General features: G+C 71.3%; 12 protein-coding genes. 10 read left to right on the top strand and 2 right to left on the bottom strand.

Annotated features, from left to right (window positions below; all coding sequences use genetic code 11):
- The first annotated feature begins 97 nt into the window (after nucleotides 1–97).
- The 6 genes from ACIRP2_RS13285 to ACIRP2_RS13260 all read left to right on the top strand — a co-directional run bounded on the left by ACIRP2_RS13285 (nucleotide 98) and on the right by ACIRP2_RS13260 (nucleotide 8,962).
- Nucleotides 98–1,033, top strand: coding sequence for a LysR family transcriptional regulator (locus ACIRP2_RS13285; RefSeq protein ID WP_404249575.1), 936 nt, complete (start codon nucleotides 98–100; stop codon nucleotides 1,031–1,033).
- Between the two features lie 464 nt (nucleotides 1,034–1,497).
- Complete coding sequence (locus ACIRP2_RS13280; RefSeq protein ID WP_404249573.1) at nucleotides 1,498–3,231, top strand: thiamine pyrophosphate-dependent enzyme; 1,734 nt, start codon at nucleotides 1,498–1,500, stop codon at nucleotides 3,229–3,231.
- Nucleotides 3,232–3,244: 13 nt separating this feature from the next.
- Nucleotides 3,245–4,624 carry an NAD-dependent succinate-semialdehyde dehydrogenase gene (locus ACIRP2_RS13275; protein ID WP_404249571.1) on the top strand — a complete coding sequence of 460 codons (1,380 nt, stop codon included), beginning with the start codon at nucleotides 3,245–3,247 and terminating at the stop codon, nucleotides 4,622–4,624.
- Between the two features lie 262 nt (nucleotides 4,625–4,886).
- Nucleotides 4,887–6,287, top strand: a complete 1,401-nt coding sequence (gene hydA / locus ACIRP2_RS13270; protein WP_404249569.1) for a dihydropyrimidinase — start codon at nucleotides 4,887–4,889, stop codon at nucleotides 6,285–6,287.
- 11 nt (nucleotides 6,288–6,298) lie between these two features.
- Nucleotides 6,299–7,300, top strand: a complete 1,002-nt coding sequence (locus ACIRP2_RS13265; protein ID WP_404249567.1) for a TIGR03842 family LLM class F420-dependent oxidoreductase — start codon at nucleotides 6,299–6,301, stop codon at nucleotides 7,298–7,300.
- Nucleotides 7,301–7,390: 90 nt separating this feature from the next.
- Nucleotides 7,391–8,962 (top strand): NCS1 family nucleobase:cation symporter-1, encoded by a 1,572-nt coding sequence (locus tag ACIRP2_RS13260; protein WP_404249565.1) that lies wholly within the window; start codon nucleotides 7,391–7,393, stop codon nucleotides 8,960–8,962.
- On the opposite strand, the gene ACIRP2_RS13255 is transcribed toward ACIRP2_RS13260, so the two are convergent.
- Entirely contained in the window at nucleotides 8,922–9,701 is a 780-nt protein-coding gene (locus tag ACIRP2_RS13255; RefSeq protein WP_404249563.1) for a hypothetical protein, read from the bottom strand. The genes ACIRP2_RS13260 and ACIRP2_RS13255 overlap by 41 nt on opposite strands.
- Before the next feature lie 402 nt (nucleotides 9,702–10,103).
- Here ACIRP2_RS13255 and ACIRP2_RS13250 point away from each other — a divergent pair, with 402 nt between their 5' ends.
- Together ACIRP2_RS13250 and ACIRP2_RS13245 are read left to right on the top strand one after the other, a co-directional pair.
- Nucleotides 10,104–11,579, top strand: a complete 1,476-nt coding sequence (locus ACIRP2_RS13250) for an amidase (protein ID WP_404249561.1) — start codon at nucleotides 10,104–10,106, stop codon at nucleotides 11,577–11,579.
- A 493-nt stretch (nucleotides 11,580–12,072) separates the two neighbouring features.
- A complete protein-coding gene (locus ACIRP2_RS13245; RefSeq protein WP_404249559.1) occupies nucleotides 12,073–14,604 on the top strand; it encodes a SpoIIE family protein phosphatase in 2,532 nt (843 codons plus the stop codon).
- A 173-nt stretch (nucleotides 14,605–14,777) separates the two neighbouring features.
- Here ACIRP2_RS13245 and ACIRP2_RS13240 read toward each other — a convergent pair whose 3' ends face one another.
- Nucleotides 14,778–15,833 carry a biotin/lipoate A/B protein ligase family protein gene (locus ACIRP2_RS13240; protein ID WP_404250811.1) on the bottom strand — a complete coding sequence of 352 codons (1,056 nt, stop codon included), beginning with the start codon at nucleotides 15,831–15,833 and terminating at the stop codon, nucleotides 14,778–14,780.
- 197 nt (nucleotides 15,834–16,030) lie between these two features.
- Between ACIRP2_RS13240 and ACIRP2_RS13235 the strand changes: the two genes are divergently transcribed.
- Both ACIRP2_RS13235 and kdpF read left to right on the top strand, forming a co-directional pair.
- Nucleotides 16,031–18,565, top strand: coding sequence for a DUF4118 domain-containing protein (locus ACIRP2_RS13235; protein ID WP_404249557.1), 2,535 nt, complete (start codon nucleotides 16,031–16,033; stop codon nucleotides 18,563–18,565).
- Between the two features lie 230 nt (nucleotides 18,566–18,795).
- On the top strand, nucleotides 18,796–18,885 hold the full coding sequence (kdpF, locus tag ACIRP2_RS13230) for a K(+)-transporting ATPase subunit F (RefSeq protein WP_404249555.1): 90 nt from the start codon (nucleotides 18,796–18,798) through the stop codon (nucleotides 18,883–18,885).
- Nucleotides 18,886–18,889: the final 4 nt, after the last annotated feature.

The raw sequence follows: 18,889 nt of genomic DNA, 5'->3' as shown, positions 1-18,889 counted from the left end.
ACCACGCCGCGTACGGGACGAGCGCATGAACCGTACTCAACATGTGGACCAGACCCGTAACTGTTCCGTTATATTCGGGCGTCGTTATCATCGGCCGATGAACTACCGGCGCCTCCTGTACTTCCTCGCCGTCGTCGAGGCCGGGACCATCACCTCCGCCGCCGCCGGCCTGCATGTCGCCCAGCCGGGTCTGAGCCGTCAGCTCAAGACGCTGGAGCGCGAGATGCGGATGGTCCTCTTCGAGCCGCGCGGCAACCGGCTGGCGCTGACACCGGCCGGCCGTGCCTTCGTGCCGCTGGCCCGACGGCTCATGGCCGAGACCCGGACGATGGAGGAGGCGGTCGAGGCGCTGCGCTCGGGACGGGTCTCCCAGTTGGTCGTCGCGGCCACGCCGGCGTCGATCCGTGGCTTCCTGGCCGGATTCATCGCCACCACCGGACCGGAGGACCCGCCGCTGCTCACCCGGCAGGCGAGCCACTTCCGTCTCGACGAGGAGCTGCTGGACGAGGCGGACCTGATCGTCTCCCCGGCGGCGAAGGCGGCCGGATTCGAGACGGTCGACCTGGGTGGCACGCCGCTGAAGGCCTTCGTCGCACCCGGACACGCCTGGGCCCGCGCGGGGCGCACGGAGGTGGACCTGGCCGAACTCTGCGACAGCCGGATCTTCGCCCACTCCCGGTCCAGCGTCAGCCGGGGCGTACTGGAGAACGCGCTGGGGCAGCGGCGGCTGGCGCCCGCCCGGCTGACCGAATGCGACGACGGTCCGACCGTCGAGGCCCTCGCGGTGGCCGGACACGGGATCGGCGTGAGTACGGATCTGCCGAGGCTCGGTGGCTACGGGCTGCGGATCAAGGACGGTGGCCCGTCCGCGCCGGGCGCGTGCGGCGCGGACGTGCTGCAGGTGCCACTCCATGCGGCCTGGTTGCCGGGGCACTTCGCCACGGATCTGATCAGGTCGATGGCGCTGCGGCTGCGGGACTACCTCGCGGGACAACCGGACTCATTCGATCCGCCGGTACGGCCGACGAACTGAAGCATGCGGGGAGTCCCGCCTTCATGCCTGAACCGCATGGCCTCCTTGCCATCTATGTATTGGACGGCATGAAGGCGCCCTCCTGATACTGAGCGGACAGTGCGAGGGCGGCCGGGCGACCGGCCGGGGAAGCGAGGTCTCCGTGCGGTTCGGCGCGGTTCGGCGCGACGTTCACGAGCCGGGCATTCCCTGTGTGATCCCCGGCGCGTCCGGTCCGCGAGCACCGACGACCACGAACACGGAGCACTGATCACGGCGGCGCGCGCCGTTCACCACGCGGGCCGCCGGTCTCGATGACGTGCGCCGTTCACCACCCGGGCCACCGCTCGCGATGACGGCCACCGTTCTCGGCGATGCGCGCCGTTCACCACGCGCGGCCACCGTGCACGTGCGGGTCACCCTCCACGGCGACGACCACCGCGACACCCGTTTCGAACCATCCGTACCACCCGAAGGACATCCCTGTGACCGTCACGCCACCCGCCCCCGCCTCCGCCCCCGTCCACACCCCCGCCGGCGGGCGGAGCACATCGGACCCGGCATCCGCCAGGTCGGCCGGTCACGCCGTCGTCGAAGCCCTCGCCCTGCACGGTGTGGAGCGGGTGTTCGCCGTGCCCGGCGAGAGCTATCTCGACCTTCTCGACGGGCTGTACGACTCCGGCATCACCACCGTCGTCTGCCGCCACGAGGGCGGCGCGGCCTACATGGCGGAGGCCCACGGCAAGCTCACCGGCGAGCCCGGCGTCGCCATGGTCACCCGCGGCCCCGGTGCCGCCAACGCCTACGTGGCCGTCCATGCCGCCTGGCAGGACGCCACCCCGATGGTGCTGTTCGTCGGTCTCGTCCCCAGCGACCACCGCGACCGGGAGGCGTTCCAGGACTTCGACCCGCGGGCCTGGTTCGGTACCCAGGCCAAGCGCGTCCTCCTCCTCGACCAGCCGGAACGTGCGTCCGAGCTGGTTGCCGAGGCGTTCTTCGCGGCCCGCTCGGGACGTCCCGGCCCCGTGGTCGTCGGGCTGCCCGAGGACATCATCACGCGCCCCGCGCCGTCGGAGATCCATCCCGTCCTCCCGGTGACGGACGGCGGCGTCGCCCCCGCCGAACTCGACGCGCTGCGCGAGTTGTTGATCCGTGCCGAACGTCCGTTGATCCTCACGGGCGGACCCCGCTGGACCCCCCGTGCCGCGGCCCGGCTCACCGCCTTCGCCGAGCGGCACCGCATTCCGGTGGTCCAGGACTGGCGCGCCTCGGACCGGGTCCCGTTCGACTCACCGGTCAACGCAGGCCAGTTGGGATACGGGCGACGCGACTCGCTGACCCGTCGCGTCGAGGAGGCCGACCTGCTGCTCTGCGTCGGCGGCGTGCTGAGCGACGTACCCAGCGACGGCTACACACTGCGCCAGTCCCCGACGGCCGGCACCGTCGTCGCCAACATCGACGCGACACTGCGCGGTCGCAGCGGCGGTCTCACCCGGCAGATACTCGCGGCCCCCGACACGTTCACCGAAGCCCTGACGGACCTCGACCTCACCGGCCACCCCGACTGGACGCGGTGGACCGCCGAGGCCCGCGACGAGGAGGCCCGGCACGCCGCACTGCCCGCCGAGGTCCGTACCGGTGCCGGACTCCCCGTGACCGCACCCGGCACCGCCCACATGACGACCGTCGTCGCCGAGCTCGTCGAGCGGCTCCCCGACGACGCCGTGTACACCTTCGGCGCCGGCAACCACTGTGTCTGGGCCCAGCGCTACCTGCCCACCCGGGTCTTCCCCAGCCAGCTCAGCATGCGCAACGGCTCGATGGGGTACAGCGTCCCGGCCGCCCTCGCCGCTTCGCTGGAGAGCCCGGACCGCCTGACCGTCGCCGTCGCGGGCGACGGCGAGTTCCTGATGAACGGTCAGGAGATCGCCACGGCGGTCCAGCACGGAGCGGCCTTCCTGGTGATCCTGATGGACAACCAGCAGTACGGCACGATCCGGGAGCACCAGGAACACCACTATCCCGGCCGGATCAGCGGCACCCAGCTCGCCAACCCCGACTTCGCCGCCTACGCGCGCGCGTTCGGCGCCCACGGCGAGACCGTCACCTCCGACGACCAGGCGGCCGGAGCCGTCGAGCGGGCCCTCAAGGCCGTGACCGACGAGCGCAGGCCCGCCGTCATCCACGTCGTCGTCGACCAGAACATTCCCCTGCCGTAAGGGAGCACGCACCATGACCACCACCCAGTACGCCGTCGTCGACCCGGCCACCGGGGCGACCGTCCGCGAATACCCGCAGGCCACCGACGAACAGATCGCGAAAGCCCTGGCCGCGTCCGCCGCCGCGCAGGCCGTCTGGCGCGGCCGTGCCCTCGACGACCGGGCGGCACTGCTGCACCGGGTCGCCGATCTGCACGCCGAACGGAAGGACCGGCTGGCCGCCCTGATCACCCAGGAGATGGGCAAGCCCGTCGCCCAGGCCGGTACGGAGATCGACATCGTCGTGTCGATCTACCGCTACTACGCCGACAACGGCGCCGCGTTCCTCGCCGACGAGGAACTGGCCGTCGCGTCGGGCGGCACCGCCGTCGTCAGGAAGGAAGCGGTCGGGCCGCTCCTGGGGATCATGCCGTGGAACTTCCCCTGCTACCAGGTCGCCCGGTTCGCCGCGCCCAATCTGATGCTGGGCAACACGATCCTGCTCAAGCACGCCCCGCAGTGTCCCGCGTCCGCCCTCGCCATGGAGCAGATCTTCCGTGACGCGGGTCTGCCCGAGGGCGGGTACGTCAACCTCTTCGCCTCGAACCAACAGGTGGCCGACGTCATAGCGGACCCACGGGTGCAGGGCGTCTCGCTGACCGGATCCGAACGGGCGGGCGCGGCGGTCGCGGAGATCGCCGGACGGCACCTGAAGAAGGTCGTCCTGGAACTCGGCGGCTCCGACCCCTTCCTCGTGCTCGACGGAGCCGATCTCGCGCGAGCCGTCCAGCAGGCGTTCACCGGCCGGTTCGGCAACGCGGGCCAGGCCTGCAACGCCGCCAAGCGGATCATCGTCCTCGACGAGCACCACGACGCCTTCGTCGAGCAGTTCACCGCCGCGGTACGGGCGGTGGAGCCCGGCGACCCCACCGATCCGGCCACCTTCCTGGGACCGCTCTCCTCCGTCGCCGCGGCGGAGGCGCTCGCCGCACAGGTCGACGACGCGGTGGCGCTCGGCGCCACGGTCCTCACCGGGGGCCACCGCGTCGACCGGCCCGGTGCCTGGTTCGAGCCGACGGTCCTCACCGGGGTGACCGACCGGATGCGCGCCTTCCACGAGGAACTGTTCGGCCCGGTCGCCGTCATCCACCGGGTGACGGACGAGGAAGCGGCCATCGCACTCGCCAACAACAGCCCCTACGGCCTCGGTGCGGTCGTCCAGTGCGCGGACGAGGAACACGCGCTGCGCGTGGCCGACCGTCTCGAAGCCGGCATGGTGTACATCAACGATGCCCCCGGCACCGCCGCCGAACTTCCCTTCGGCGGGATCAAGCGGTCCGGTATCGGCCGTGAGCTCGGCAGGTACGGCATGGACGAGTTCGCCAACAAGAAGCTGATCCGCGTCAGACGCTGAACGTTCCCCCCGCAGCCCCGTCCCGACGAGCCGTACCTGGGGGAAGACGCGTATACGAAGCGCCGCGGCGCCGCTCCCCGTCCGGGAGCGGCGCCGCGCCGCGTCCCGCTGTGGGCCGGTGGAGTGCCGGGCGGGGGAAACAGAAACGTCTTCAGCGGTTAGCCGCAGCGGTATTGCCACAGTGGGTAACCCACTTCTACGTTCTTCACCACGCACCTCATCTACGTGCGTAGACCCATTCCGCCACAGTGAGGAGGGGTACATGAGCCGCACCGTCATCCACGGCGGTCTCGTCATCACCGCGTCCGACGAAATCCATGCCGACGTACTCATCGAGGGCGGCCGCATCGCCGCTCTCGCGGCGCACGGCACCGACGCGGCCGAGAGCTGGAGCGCCGACCGGAGGATCGACGCCACCGGCAAATACGTCATCCCGGGCGGTGTCGACGCGCATACGCACATGGAGATGCCGTTCGGCGGCACCTACGCCGCCGACACCTTCGAGACCGGCACCCGGGCGGCGGCCTGGGGCGGCACCACCACGATCGTCGACTTCGCCATCCAGTCCGTGGGCCACGCGGTCCGCGAAGGACTCGACGCCTGGTACGCGAAGGCCGACGGCAACTGCGCCGTCGACTACGCCTTCCACATGATCCTCTCCGATGTGAACGAGTCCTCGCTCAAGGAGATGGACCTCCTCGTGTCGGAGGGCGTCACCTCGTTCAAGCTGTTCATGGCCTACCCGGGCGTCTTCTACAGCGACGACGGCCAGATCCTGCGCGCCATGCAGCGGGCCTCCCACAACGGCGGCCTGATCATGATGCACGCGGAGAACGGCATCGCCATCGACGTCCTCGTCGAACAGGCCCTCGCCGAGGGGCGCACCGACCCGCGCCACCACGGCGACGTCCGCAAGGTGGCGCTGGAGGCCGAGGCCACGCACCGAGCCGTCCAGCTCGCCCGCGTCGCCGGATCCCCGCTGTACGTCGTGCACGTCTCCGCCGACGAGGCCGTCGCCGAGGTGGCCGCCGCCCGCCACAAGGGGCTTCCGGTCTTCGGCGAGACCTGCCCGCAGTACCTCTTCCTCTCCACCGACAACCTCGCCGAGCCCGATTTCGAGGGGGCGAAGTACGTCTGCTCCACCCCTCTGCGCCCCAAGGAACACCAGGAAGCACTCTGGCGGGGCCTCAGGAACAACGAACTCCAGGTCGTCTCCACCGATCACTGCCCCTTCTGCTTCTCCGGCCAGAAGGAGATGGGCCGGGGCGACTTCTCGAAGATCCCCAACGGCATGCCAGGCGTGGAGAACCGGATGGATCTCCTCCATCAGGCGGTCGTGGACGGCCACCTCTCGCGTCGTCGCTGGATCGAGATCGCCTGCGCCTCCCCGGCCCGGATGTTCGGCCTCTACCCGAAGAAGGGCACCATCGCCCCGGGCGCCGACGCCGATGTCGTCATCTACGACCCGACGGCCGTACAGACCATCTCCGCCGAGACCCACCACATGAACGTCGACTACTCGGCGTACGAGGGAAAGCGGATCACCGGCCAGGTCGAGACGGTCCTCTCGCGCGGCGAAGTCGTCATCGACGAAAGGAAGTTCACCGGCCGGGCAGGCCACGGCATGTACACCCCGCGCGCCACCTGTCAGTACCTGGACTAGGAGCACCCGTCATGGACTTCGGACTCGTTCTCCAGACCGACCCGCCCGCCTCGTCCGTCGTCGGCCTGATGCGCCGCGCCGAACGCAACGGCTTCCGCTACGGCTGGACCTTCGACTCGGCGGTGCTCTGGCAGGAGCCCTTCGTCATCTACAGCCAGATCCTCGAACACACCGAACACCTCGTCGTCGGCCCCATGGTCACCAATCCGGGCACCCGCACCTGGGAGGTCACCGCCTCGACCTTCGCCACCCTCAACGACATGTACGGCAACCGCACGGTCTGCGGCATCGGGCGCGGCGACTCGGCGATGCGTGTCGCCGGCCGCAGGCCCAACACCCTGGCCCGCCTCGGCGAGGCCATCGACGTCATCCGCGACCTCGCCGAGGGGCGGGAGGCCACCGTCGACGGGCAGCCGGTCCACATCCCCTGGATCAAGGACGGCAGACTGCCCGTCTGGATGGCGGCGTACGGCCCGAAGGCGCTCGCCCTCGCCGGGCAGAAGGCCGACGGCTTCATCCTCCAGCTCGCCGATCCGTTCCTCACCGAGTGGATGGTCAAGGCGGTGCGGGACGCGGCGACGCAGGCCGGCCGCGACCCGGCCTCCGTGACCATCTGCGTCGCCGCCCCCGCCTATGTGAGCGACGACCTCGACCACGCCCGCGAGCAGTGCCGCTGGTTCGGCGGCATGGTCGGCAACCACGTCGCGGACCTGGTCTCCCGGTACGGCGAGCACTCCGGTCTCGTCCCCGAGGCCCTGACCGCGTACATCGCCGGGCGGTCCGGCTACGACTACAGCCATCACGGGCGTGCCGGGAACCCCGACACGACCTTCGTGCCGGACGAGATCGTCGACCGGTTCTGTCTGCTGGGCCCGCCCGAGGCCCACATCGACAAGCTCCGGGTCCTGCGAGACCTGGGTGTCGACCAGTTCGCCGTGTACGACATGCACGACGCGCGCGAGGCGACGATCGACGCCTACGGCTCCCGGATCATCCCCGCCCTGTCCACCTGACCGTCGGACCCGACCACCCCCACGGCTGTACGCACGCCCCGCGCCTCCCGCCCCGCACGGCACCGTTCCCGAGCGAAGGGTTCAGCCGCCATGACCTCGACCGTCCCACCCACTCCACCCACCCCACCGCTTCCACCGCAGGGCCGGACATCCGATCCGTCGGGCCGCATCGGACTCGCTCCCGACGCCGTGCCCACCGACAACCGTTTCGTCAACGAGGACCTGCTGCCCGTTCCGCTGGAACGGCGCCGCTGGACGACGTACAACTTCGCCGCGCTCTGGGTCGGCATGGCCCACAACATCCCGTCGTGGCTGCTCGCCTCCGGTCTGGTGGCGCTCGGCATGGACTGGAAGCAGGCCGTCTTCACCATCGCCCTCGCCAACCTGATCGTGCTCGGCCCGATGCTCCTCACCGGGCACGCCGGACCCAAGTACGGCATCCCGTTCCCCGTGCTGGCCCGCGCCTCCTTCGGTCTGCGCGGAGCCAACCTGCCCGCGCTGATCCGGGCGGCGGTGGCCTGTGCCTGGTTCGGCATCCAGACCTGGATCGGCGGCGTCGGCATCTTCACGCTGCTCGGGAAGGTCTTCGGGGGCTGGGCGACGGCGTCCGGGATCGGCGGTCAGCCGTGGACGCTCTGGCTCTGCTTCATCCTCTTCTGGGCGCTCGAACTCGCCATCATCCACCGGGGGATGGACGCCCTGCGCCGTTTCGAGAACTGGGCGGCCCCCTTCGTCATCGTCGGCGCGGTGGTTCTGCTGGTCTGGGTCGCGGTCGAGGCGGGCGGATTCGGCCCGCTGCTCGACCAGCCCTCCCGGCTCGGCTGGGGCAAGGAGTTCTGGCCGGTCTTCTTCCCGTCCCTGATGGGCATGATCGCCTTCTGGGCCACGCTCTCGCTGAACATCCCCGACTTCACCCGCTTCGGGGCCGGCCAGCGCGCCCAGATCCGGGGGCAGTCGCTCGGCCTGCCGACCACGATGACGCTCTTCGCGCTGCTCTCGGTCCTGGTCACCTCGGGCTCGCAGGCCGTGTACGGGGAGGCGATCTGGGACCCGGTCCAGCTCGTCGCCAGGACCGACAACGTCTTCGGGCTGCTGTACGCCCTGGTGACCGTGCTCGTCGCGACGGTCTCCGTGAACATCGCGGCGAACGTCGTGTCACCCGCGTACGACCTGGCGAACCTCGCCCCCAAGCTCATCAACTTCCGTACCGGAGCGCTGATCACGGGTGTCGTCGGTGTCGTCATCATGCCGTGGAAACTCACCGGGACCCCCGAGCTGTACATCTTCACCTGGCTCGGACTGGTCGGCGGGCTGCTCGGTACGGTCGCGGGCATTCTCATCGCCGACTACTGGATCGTCCGCCGCACCGTGCTCGACCTCGCGGACCTCTACCGTCCCGGCGGCCGGTACTGGTACGTCAACGGCTGGAACTGGCGGGCGGTCCTCGCGTTCGTCGTCGGCGGTGTCCTGGCGATCGGAGGCTCGCACTCGGCCCCCGGCACGGGCCCGTTCCCGGCCGACGGACTGATCCCGGTCCTGAAGCCGCTCGCGGACTACGGCTGGGCGGTCGGGCTGGCCTCCTCGCTGGTGCTGTACGTGGTGCTCAGCGGGCGGGCCGACGTCACAGCGGCGCCGACGTCGTACGGTTCAGCAGAGCATTGATGTCGTACGTCTGATCAGGCGGCGGCGTGGCCGTGGGCACCGGCCTGTCGAAGGCCGAGAGGTCCACCGCCGCGTTCGCCCCGCCGCCCCGCACAGTGATCCTCAGCGGGTAGGGCTTGCCCGTGTCCGCGACGTACACCGTCAGTGTCCGCCCGTCCCTGATCCTGGTCAGGGGCACCACCGGAGCCCCGTCCAGCGTGGTCTTCCTGCCCTTGTTCAGCGTTCCCCGGTCGTTGTCCGCGTTGTCGGCGACCAGCTTCTGGAAGGTGGTCAGATCACATCCGGCGGCCACCTCACGGAGCCTCGGGTCGGTGGCCGAGCCCTTCATGTAACGCCCGTTGAGGATCGCGGCGAAGGCCGAGCCGCCGTTGGGGACCTGGTTCTTCCAGAAGTCGGCGTCCGGCTTGACCCAGATGTCGTCGCCGCGCTTCACGATCCGGACCGATCCCTGCTGGTTGCCGAGATCCACCGAACCGTTGCAGTTGCCGTCCCGGTCCAGCGTGAGACTCAGGACCGTCGACGGGTTGCCGCCGTTCAGGTCGCCACGCGCGCCGAGGTGCAGGGACCGGGCGCTCAGGAGGGCGTCGCGCGAGCGGTCGGCGATCTGCTGGGCGGAGAGCGTGTCGATGCCGTTGTCCGCGTGCGCCACGTCGCCGCCGACGAGGCCGCCGCTCGTGATTCCCAGCACGAACACCGCCGCCAGAGCGGTCCCGCGTGTGCCGATGAGTTGGCCGGTCACGGTGCCTCCCTCGAAGGGCCCGTCGGGCCTGCTCAGGTGTGCGATCCGATCCCCTTGAGCGTACGTCGGGGCGTGACGGGCCGCGCGACGGAGGACGCGGGGAGAGCCACGTGTGAAGTGCATACACAGTGTGATGTCTTACCGCGTTCTGTGTCATGAACGGCCGGGGACGGTTCCGGTCGCACCGGCCCGCGTTCACGGACCCCGCTTCCACGCACCCCCAGCACTGCTTTCCGCCGTCCGAGCACCCCGGACGAACACAGCGGGCCGCGCGGCCGCCTCCGGCCGCCCTCCCCCCAACGGTTGAGCGGACCGCCCGCAACTCGTTACCCTCCGGTAAGTTCATTCCCGCGTACAGGTGCGGGCGCGCGCATCTGCCGATTCGAGGAAGGCGGGCAGCCCATGTCCTCAACGGAAGCCGTGGAAACCGGCGAACCGGCCGGCGCGATCGGGCTGACCGACAGCGCACGCGAGCTGGCCGAAGGCCGAACCACCTCTGTCGAACAGGTACGTGCCGCCCTGAGCCGGATCGAAGCCAGCCAGGGCATCCTCAACGCCTTCCGGCACCTGCGAGCCGAGGCCGCGCTCGCCGAGGCCGCCGAGGCCGATCGCCGGCTCGCCGCGGGGGAGCGGCTGCCCCTGCTCGGGGTGCCGGTCGCCGTCAAGGACGACACGGATGTCCTCGGGATGCCGACCTACTTCGGCTGCGACGGCGACCTGCCCGCCGCCACCGCCGACAGCGAGGCCGTGCGCAGACTGCGGGCCGCCGGGGCGGTGATCGTCGGGAAGACCAACTCCTGCGAGCTGGGCCAGTGGCCCTTCACCGAGGGCCGCGCCTTCGGAGCCACCCGCAACCCCTGGAACACCGGACACACCCCCGGTGGCTCGTCCGGCGGTTCCGCGGCGGCCGTGGCGGCCGGGCTCGTACCCGCCGCACTCGGCTCGGACGGCGCCGGATCCGTCCGCATCCCCGCGGCCTGGACCCACCTCGTCGGCATCAAACCGCAGCGGGGCCGGATCTCCGTCCACCCGCAGAGCGACGCCTTCCAGGGGCTGACCGTCAACGGACCGCTGGCCAGGACCGTCGCCGACGCCGCCCTGCTCCTCGACGCGGTCGCCGGACCGCACCCCGACGATCCGCACCGGCCGCCCCCGGTCGAGGCCTCGGCCGCCGCCCGCCGCGACCCCGGCCGACTGCGTATCGCCCTCGCCTGGCGTCCCCCGCTCACGCTCACGGGCTCCGCGCCCCACCCCGAGGTGCGACGGGCCGTCACCGCGCTGGCCGAGGCCCTCGCCCGTCTCGGCCACGAGGTGGAGGAGGCCAGGCCCCGCTACGGGCTGATCGGCCTCGGCTTCGTCCCCCGTGCCACCGTCGGCATCGCCGAGCTCGCCGCCCGCCACCCCGACCCCGCCCTCCTCGACCCGCGCACCCGCAGCGCCCTGCGCACCGGTACCCGGCTCGGCGGCCGGGTGGTGCGAGCGGCCAGGGAACGGGAGGTGCGTCAGCACCGCAGGATCGGTGCGTTCTTCCACACGTCCGCGACCCGCGCCGGATACGACGTGCTGCTCACCCCGACGACCGCCCTGCCGCCGCCCCCGATCGGCAGGTTCGACGGGCTGAGCGCCTGGCGCACCGATGTGACGATGGCCGAGGCCTGCCCGTACGCGTGGCCCTGGAACGTACTGGGCTGGCCCGGCATCAACGTACCGGCCGGGTTCACCGCCGACGGGCTGCCCGTCGGCGCCCAGTTGCTCGGTCCCTCCCGCAGCGAGGAACGGCTGATCTCCCTCGCCGCCCAACTGGAGGCCGACCGGCGCTGGTACGAGCACCGTCCCCCCGTGCCGTTCCCCTCCGTCGGGCCGGGCGGCGGGCTCTGACGACCCGTGCCCCGCTCCGCGCGGTCGACCGGGGACGGGCCGGAGGCCGCCGAGCGACGTACGTGTCACACGGACACCACCCGACTGGAGCACCGCGCCCGGTTTCGAGAACCCCGTCCGCCCCGACTTCCGGATCGGCACCCGCCGCCCGCAGTCCCGCCCACGAGGAGACGGGAGCACACCCGGTGATCGGCCCGTCCCGTGCGCGGACCCGCATCGGTCGCGCCCTGACGCAGCCCGGTGCCCGCGACCGGGTACAGCCCGTCGTCCTCGTGTCCGAGCCGTGACCGATCCAGGGCTCCCGTTCGGACGGGGCCGCGTCCCGCTCGTCGGTCCGGCGTGATCCGAACGAAGGCCCCCGGGCCCGGGGAACCCCGTCCCAGGTGATCCGCCCCGGTGGCTCCGTCACTGGAACAGCGGTCGCGGACACTCGCACCGGAGCGCCGCAGGCGGGATCATGGACGGGGACCGGAGTGGATGGGTGGTGACCAGTATGGCGTCCGCAGGCCCGCCGTCGACGCCCGGAGCCGAACCGCCGCGGTCCGGCACCTCCCCGCACTCCTTCGACACGGCGAACGACGCGACCGCGGTGGTCGCCGGAACCGGAACGGTCGTCGGCTGGACGCAGAGCGCGCAGGACCTGCTGGGGTACCGCGCCGCCGAGGTGGTCGGGCGGACCGCCGGCTTTCTCCTCGCGACGCCCGGGGACCCGGTGCGCGTGGCGGGGATCGCCGAACGGTGCCGCGCCGGTGTGGGGTGGAGCGGCGCCGCGACCGTGCGGCGGCGCGACGGCCGGGAGATCGCTGTGGATCTGCGGGTCTCGGCCTCGTTCCACCTGGACGGCCGGGAGTGCTTCCTCGTCTCGGGACGCGAACGACGGTCGGAATGGACGGTCGGGCAGTCCGTGCTGGACGCCTTTCTGACCAGCTCACCGATCGGGATGGCGGTGATGAATCCGCAGCTGCGCTACGTATGGGTGAACGACACCCTGGAACGCTTCGGCGGCGTCCCGCGCGAGCAGCGCGTGGGACGCCGGATGAGCGAAGTGCTCCCGGGACTGGAGGCCGACGCCATAGAGACCCTGATGCGCGGCGTGCTGGAAACCGGCGTCCCCGTCATCGACTACGAGTACCGGGGCTGGAGCTGGGCCGATCCGCACCGTCAGCGCGCCTACTCCTCGTCGTTCTTCCCCCTGACCGACGGCGACGGCACCATCACCGGCATCTGCTACGTGGTCCTGGACGTCACCGACCGGTGGAAGGCCCAGCAGCGCCTCGCCCTGGTCAATGACGCCGGGGTCAGCATCGGCTCCACCCTGGACGTGATGCGCACGGCTCAGGAACTGGCCGACTTCGCGGTACCGCGGTTCGCCGATCTCGTCCTCGTGGATCTGCTGGAACCGGTCGCCAGCCCCGAGGAGCCGGGACCGTGGTCCGCCGCCGCGGGATTTCCCGGTGCGGGGCTCCCCGACGCGGGTAGCGCGCGCCCCGGTGCGAGCGGGCCGTCGTCGTCCCGGCCGAGAATGCGCCGGGCCGGATTGAGATCGGTACGCGAGGGCTGCCCGGAGGCGATCGCCCGGATCGGGGAGCCGGTGGACTTCGTGCCCCCGCCCAACGACTTCCGCTTCCTCGTGACGGGTGAACCCGTCCTGATCCCGGTCCTCGACTCCGTCCGTCAGCTGTGGGCGGTGGACCAGCCCGCCAGGGCGGCGCGCATCCGGGAGTTCGGCCTCCACTCCCTCATCGCCGTGCCCATGCGGGCCCGGGACACGGTGCTGGGTGTGACCACCTTCATACGATCGGTGAACCTGGTCCCCTTCGAACCGGACGACGTGCTCCCGGCCCGGGAACTGGTGGCACGGGCGGCGGTGTGCGTGGACAACGCCCGCCGCTACACCCGCGAGCACGCGGCGGCGCTGACACTCCAGCGCAGTCTGCTCCCGCACACACTGCCCGGCGGAATGGCCCTGGACGTGGCCTCCTCGTACCTTCCGGCGGACGCCAAGGACGGTGTCGGAGGCGACTGGTTCGACGTGATCCCGCTGTCCGGCGCCCGGGTCGCCCTGGTCGTCGGCGATGTCGTCGGCCACGGCATAAGCGCGGCCGCGACCATGGGCAGGCTCCGCACCGCGGTGCACACCCTCGCCGACATGGACCTTCCTCCCGACGAACTGCTGGCCCACCTCGACGACCTCGTGCTGCGCCTGAGCGAGGAGGAACCCGAGGGCGAGGCGAGCGGCACGACCGTGCTCGGTGCCACCTGCCTGTACGCCGTCTACGACCCGGTCACCCAGCTCTGCACGATGGCACGCGCCGGCCACCCGCCCCCCGTCGTCGTCTCCCAGGACGGGCGCGTCAGCTTCCCGGAACTGCCCGCGGGCCCCCCGCTGGGCCTGGGCGGGATGCCTTTCGAGACGGCGGAGGTCGAACTGCCGGAGGGCAGCCTGATCGGGCTCTACACCAACGGGCTCATCGAAGGCAGGGACCGGGACGCCGAACTCGGGATGTCCCGGCTCGGCGGAGCCCTGTCCCAGCGCGGACTCTCCCTCGACGCCCTGTGCGCGACGGTCGTGGACCAGCTCCTCCCGGTCCCCCAGCCCGACGACGTCGCCCTGCTGCTCGCCCGCACCCACGAGCTGAGCCCCGACCACGTCGTCTCGTGGGACGTGCCGTCCGACCCCGCCGCCGTCGCGGGCGTCCGGGCCCGGACGGCCCGTCTGCTGAGGGCCTGGGGTCTGGAGGAGCTGGAGATGACCACCGAGCTGATCGTCAGCGAACTGGTCACCAACGCGGTGCGCTACGCCACGGGTCCGATCCGGCTGCGACTGCTGCGCCAGTCCGTCCTGATCTGCGAGGTCTCCGACACCAGCAGCACCTCTCCCCGGCTGCGCCATGCGAGGACGACCGACGAGGGCGGTCGTGGCCTCTTCCTCGTCGCCCAGCTCACCCGTCGCTGGGGTACCAGGTACACCCCCGAGGGAAAGATCATCTGGACCGAGCAGGAGATCCCGACGACGCCGGCCTGAGGACGTTCCGGGACGCCGGTCCGACCGGGGGCACGCGATCCATGGCCCCGGGGGTGAGGATCCGCCCGTACGGGCGGATGTGCGCAACCGGTTCCGTCACCTTGTGCGGAACCGGCCCTGCGGGACCGGCTCGGCCGGACCCGCTTCACGGCAGCCGCTTCACGGCACCCGCTTCACGGCACCCGCGCGGTCCATTCCTCGGTGCCGAACTTCGTGCGTACGAGCTCCTCGGCCCGCCCCATCTCCTCGTCCGTCACCTTGCCCCGTGTGAGGCCGTGCCGGGTCCGGAAGGAGTCGATCATCCGCTCGATGACGGCCTCGCGCGCGAGCCCCGTCTGACGTCGCAGCGGGTCGACGCGCTTCTTCGCGCTCTTGGTGCCCTTGTCGGAGAGCTTCTCCTTGCCGATCCGCAGCACCTCCAGCATCTTGTCGGCGTCGATGTCGTACGACATGGTCACGTGATGCAGCACGGCCCCCTCCCCGCCCACCACTCGCTTCTGGGCGGCGCCCGCGATCTTTCCGGCGTCCGTCGCGATGTCGTTGAGCGGCTGGTACCAGGCCTTGATGCCCATGTCGCCGAGCGCGCCGAGCACCCAGTCGTCGAGGTAGGCGTAGCTGTCGGCGAACGAGAGGCCCGAGACGAGCGCGTCCGGCACCGAGAGCGAGTACGTGATCGTGTTGCCGGGCTCCACGAACATGGCACCGCCGCCGGATACACGGCGCACGACCGTGATCCCGTGGCGTTCGGCGCCCGCCGGGTCGACCTCGTTGCGCAGCGACTGGAAGCTGCCGATGATCACGGCGGGCGACGCCCACTCCCAGACCCGCAGCGTCGGCGGGCGCCGGCCCGCGGCGACCTCCGCGGTGATGACCTCGTCGAGCGCCATGTGGAGCGCGGGGGACTGCGGCGCCTCGTGGATGAGCTGCCAGTCGTAGTCGCTCCACTCGGTGGCCTGCGCGAGGGCCCGGCGTACGGCGACGGCGACACCCTCGGAGGTGAGGCCGAGCATCACGGTCGAGGCGGGGAGAGCCGCGTCGATCCGGGCGGCGAGCCCGGCCGTGTCGGTGTTGGCCGGGGCGCCTTCGAGCGCCGCGTCGATCGCGAGGATCGCCTCGTCCGGTTCCAGGAAGAAGTCCCCGGCCACCCGGACGTCGCACAGCGCCCCGCCCCGGACATCCAGGTCCACGACGACGAGCTTGCCGCCCGGGACCTTGTACTCACCGTGCACAGCCATGCCTCCATGTCCGCCCGACTCTTCCACTCCGATCAGGCACAACACCGCCACCATACGGTTTAGTCCGTACCGTCCACGGCGGCGGGTCCGCTGTCCGGGACCACCGTGCTCGCCGTGCGGAAGCGTTCCCGGGAAGAGCACCATGGAAGGGCGCGAGCACGACACGGGGGCGACCTGGCAGGAGTCCGCCGGTGGCACGTGGACGGTTGCGGATCTACCTCGGGGCGGCCCCCGGGGTCGGCAAGACGTACGCCATGCTCGCGGAGGGACAGCGGCTGCGCTCACTGGGCGCGGATGTCGTCGTGGGCTTCGTCGAACCGCACGGGCGCCGACCCACCGCGGCCATGGCCGACGGTCTGAAGACGATCGCCAGGCGCACCCTGACCCATCGCGGCGTGGCCTTCGCCGAGATGGATCTCGACGCGGTGCTGGCCCGCCGTCCCCAGGTCGCACTGGTCGACGAGCTGGCTCACTCCAATGTTCCGGGGGCCCGCAACGCCAAGCGGTGGCAGGACGTCGAGGAGCTCCTGGACGCGGGGATCGATGTCGTCACCACACTCAACGTCCAGCACCTGGAATCCCTCAATGACGTGGTCCGGCAGATCACCGGGGTCAGGCAGCGCGAAACCCTGCCCGACGAGGTGGCCCGTCGCGCCGACCAGATCGAACTGGTCGATCTGCCGCCCGAGGTCCTGCGCCGCCGCATGGTGCACGGCGACATCTACCCGCCGGACCGCATCGAGTCCGCGCTCACCCACTACTTCCGGGTCGGCAACCTCACGGCGCTGCGCGAACTCGCCCTGCTGTGGCTCGCCGACCGGGTGGAGGAGGGGCTGCAGCGCTACCGGGCCGAACACGGTATCTCCGCCCCGTGGGAGACCCGGGAGCGGATCCTGGTCGCCCTCAGCGGAGGCCCGGAGGGCGAGACCCTCATCCGCCGAGCCGCGCGGATCAGCGCCCGCACACCCGGTACCGAACTGCTGGCACTCCATGTGGTTCTGGAGGACGGGCTCACCGGGGTCGACCCGGCCGTGCTGGACGCCCAGCACGCCCTTCTGGAGTCGCTCGGCGGCAGCTACCACCAGACCACCGGCGAGGATGTCGCCGATGCGCTGCTCCAGTTCGCCGAGGCGGAGAACGTCACCCAGATCGTGCTGGGCGCGAGCCGGCACGGCCGGCTCGCCTCCTTTCTGCGAGCGGGTGTGGGGGAGCGGACGATCAAGGCGTCCGGTCCCGTCGACGTGCACATCGTCACGCACGAGGAGGCGGTCGGCCCCGCCGCGCTGAGGCTGCCGCATCCGAGCCGAGGCATGGGCCCGCGACGGTACTGGTCCGCGATGGCGGGTGCCGTGGTGCTGCTGCCCGCGCTGACTCTCCTGCTGACGTCGACGGCGCTGCGCGGTCGGCTCGGCCTCTCCAGCGACTTGGTGATCTATCTGCTCGCCGTCGTCGCGATCGCCCTGGTCGGGGGTCTCTACCCCGCTCTGTTCGCCGCCTTCGCCGCGGCGCTGCTCGCCGACTACTACTTCACGACACCGGTGCACTCGCTGGTCACGGAGCGTCCCGACGAGATCGCCGCGCTCGTGGTCTTCGTCGCCACGGCAGCTCTCGTCGGCACAGCCGCGGGAGCGGCCGCGCAGCGTACGCACCGGGCCGTGCGTGCGACGTCGGAGGCGAGGGCGTTGAGTCGACTGGCCGCCGCCATGATGCGTGGGCAGGATCTGCCGGCACTCGTCGAACAGATCCGGGAGTACTTCGGCCTGGCCTCGATCAGCCTGCTCGAAAGAGACCCGGACGCCTCTCCCGTGCCCCGCTGGTACGTGGTGGCCAGCGCCGGGGAGCGGCCGCCGGAAAGGCCGTACGAGGCCGATGTGGAGAGTCCGGTCGACGACGATCTCACACTGGTCGGTCGCGGCGCCGGGCTGAGCACTCAGGACCAGCGCGTCCTCGCCGCGTGCGCCGCCGAACTGGGGCTGTCCCATGCCCGGGGGCGGATCGCCGGGGGGTCCGGTGGAGCGGACACCCTCGCCGCCGCCGAACGCACCCGGGCGTCTCTGCTCCTCGCGGCGGGCCGTGATCTGCCTGCTCCGCTGCGCACGGCGGAAGAGGCCCTTGTGCGGCTGCGGCATCGACGCGCCGACGAGACCGCCCCGGAGGAGGAGCAGCAGTTGCTGGAGACGGCACGCGCGGCCGTGCACCGCGCGGCGCAGCTGGTCACCGATCTCCATGACGTGAGCCGTCTGCACGCCGGTGCACTCGATCTCTATCTGCGCCCGGTCGACCTCAACGAGGTGCTGGGCGTCGTTCTGGACGATCTCGGGCCCGGCGGCCACTCCATCGATGTGCGCCTGCCGGAACAGCTGCCCGACGTGATCGCCGACGCCGCCCTCCTCACCCGCGCCCTGACCGCCCTCGGGGCCGACGCCCTGCGTCACAGCCCACCGGACCGGCCCCCCGTCTTCACCGCCGAAGTCCGGGGCGACCGCCTGGAGATCCGCGTGCAGGACGGGATGCACGACCCGGGCCGGGGGCCGGGCGCCACCGTCTCCCGGGCGCCGGGTGCCGGGGCCGGCGGTCTGGCGCTGCGGCTGTCGCGCGACCTGGCCGAAGCCATGGACGGGGTCCTGGAGACCACCGCCGAGGAGGCCGGCGCGGCCTTCTCGGCGACGCTCACCCTTCCGAGTGCCGCGCCCGGCGGCGGTGCGACGTCCGACCGCGCCCGGTGATTCCCCGCGGCCCACCGCCACCCGATCGGCCCGCGGAGCTTCGGGGCGGTCCCGAAGTCGACTGATATAGCGTCAGAAACGAATGTCCACACCCTGTTCCGGTCGAGGTGAACACTCCCGCCTCCGAACGCACTGCGAGGTGCCTCGCGCATGTCGGACGTCTCGTTCGTCGTCCTCACGGTCGTGGTGTTCGCCCTCATCGGCCTGGCCGCCAAGGGGGTCGGACGCCTGTGAGCGTGGAGAACGTCGTCGGTCTGGTCGTCGCGGTGTGCCTCGTGATCTACCTGATCGTCTGCCTGATCTTCCCCGAGAAGTTCTAGGAAC

Source organism: Streptomyces sp. NPDC101194, assembly GCF_044767885.1.
In the GTDB taxonomy this organism is placed as follows: Bacteria; Actinomycetota; Actinomycetes; order Streptomycetales; family Streptomycetaceae; genus Streptomyces.
Note: the sequence above shows the minus strand (reverse complement) of the source record. Positions and strands in the feature narration are given on the sequence as shown.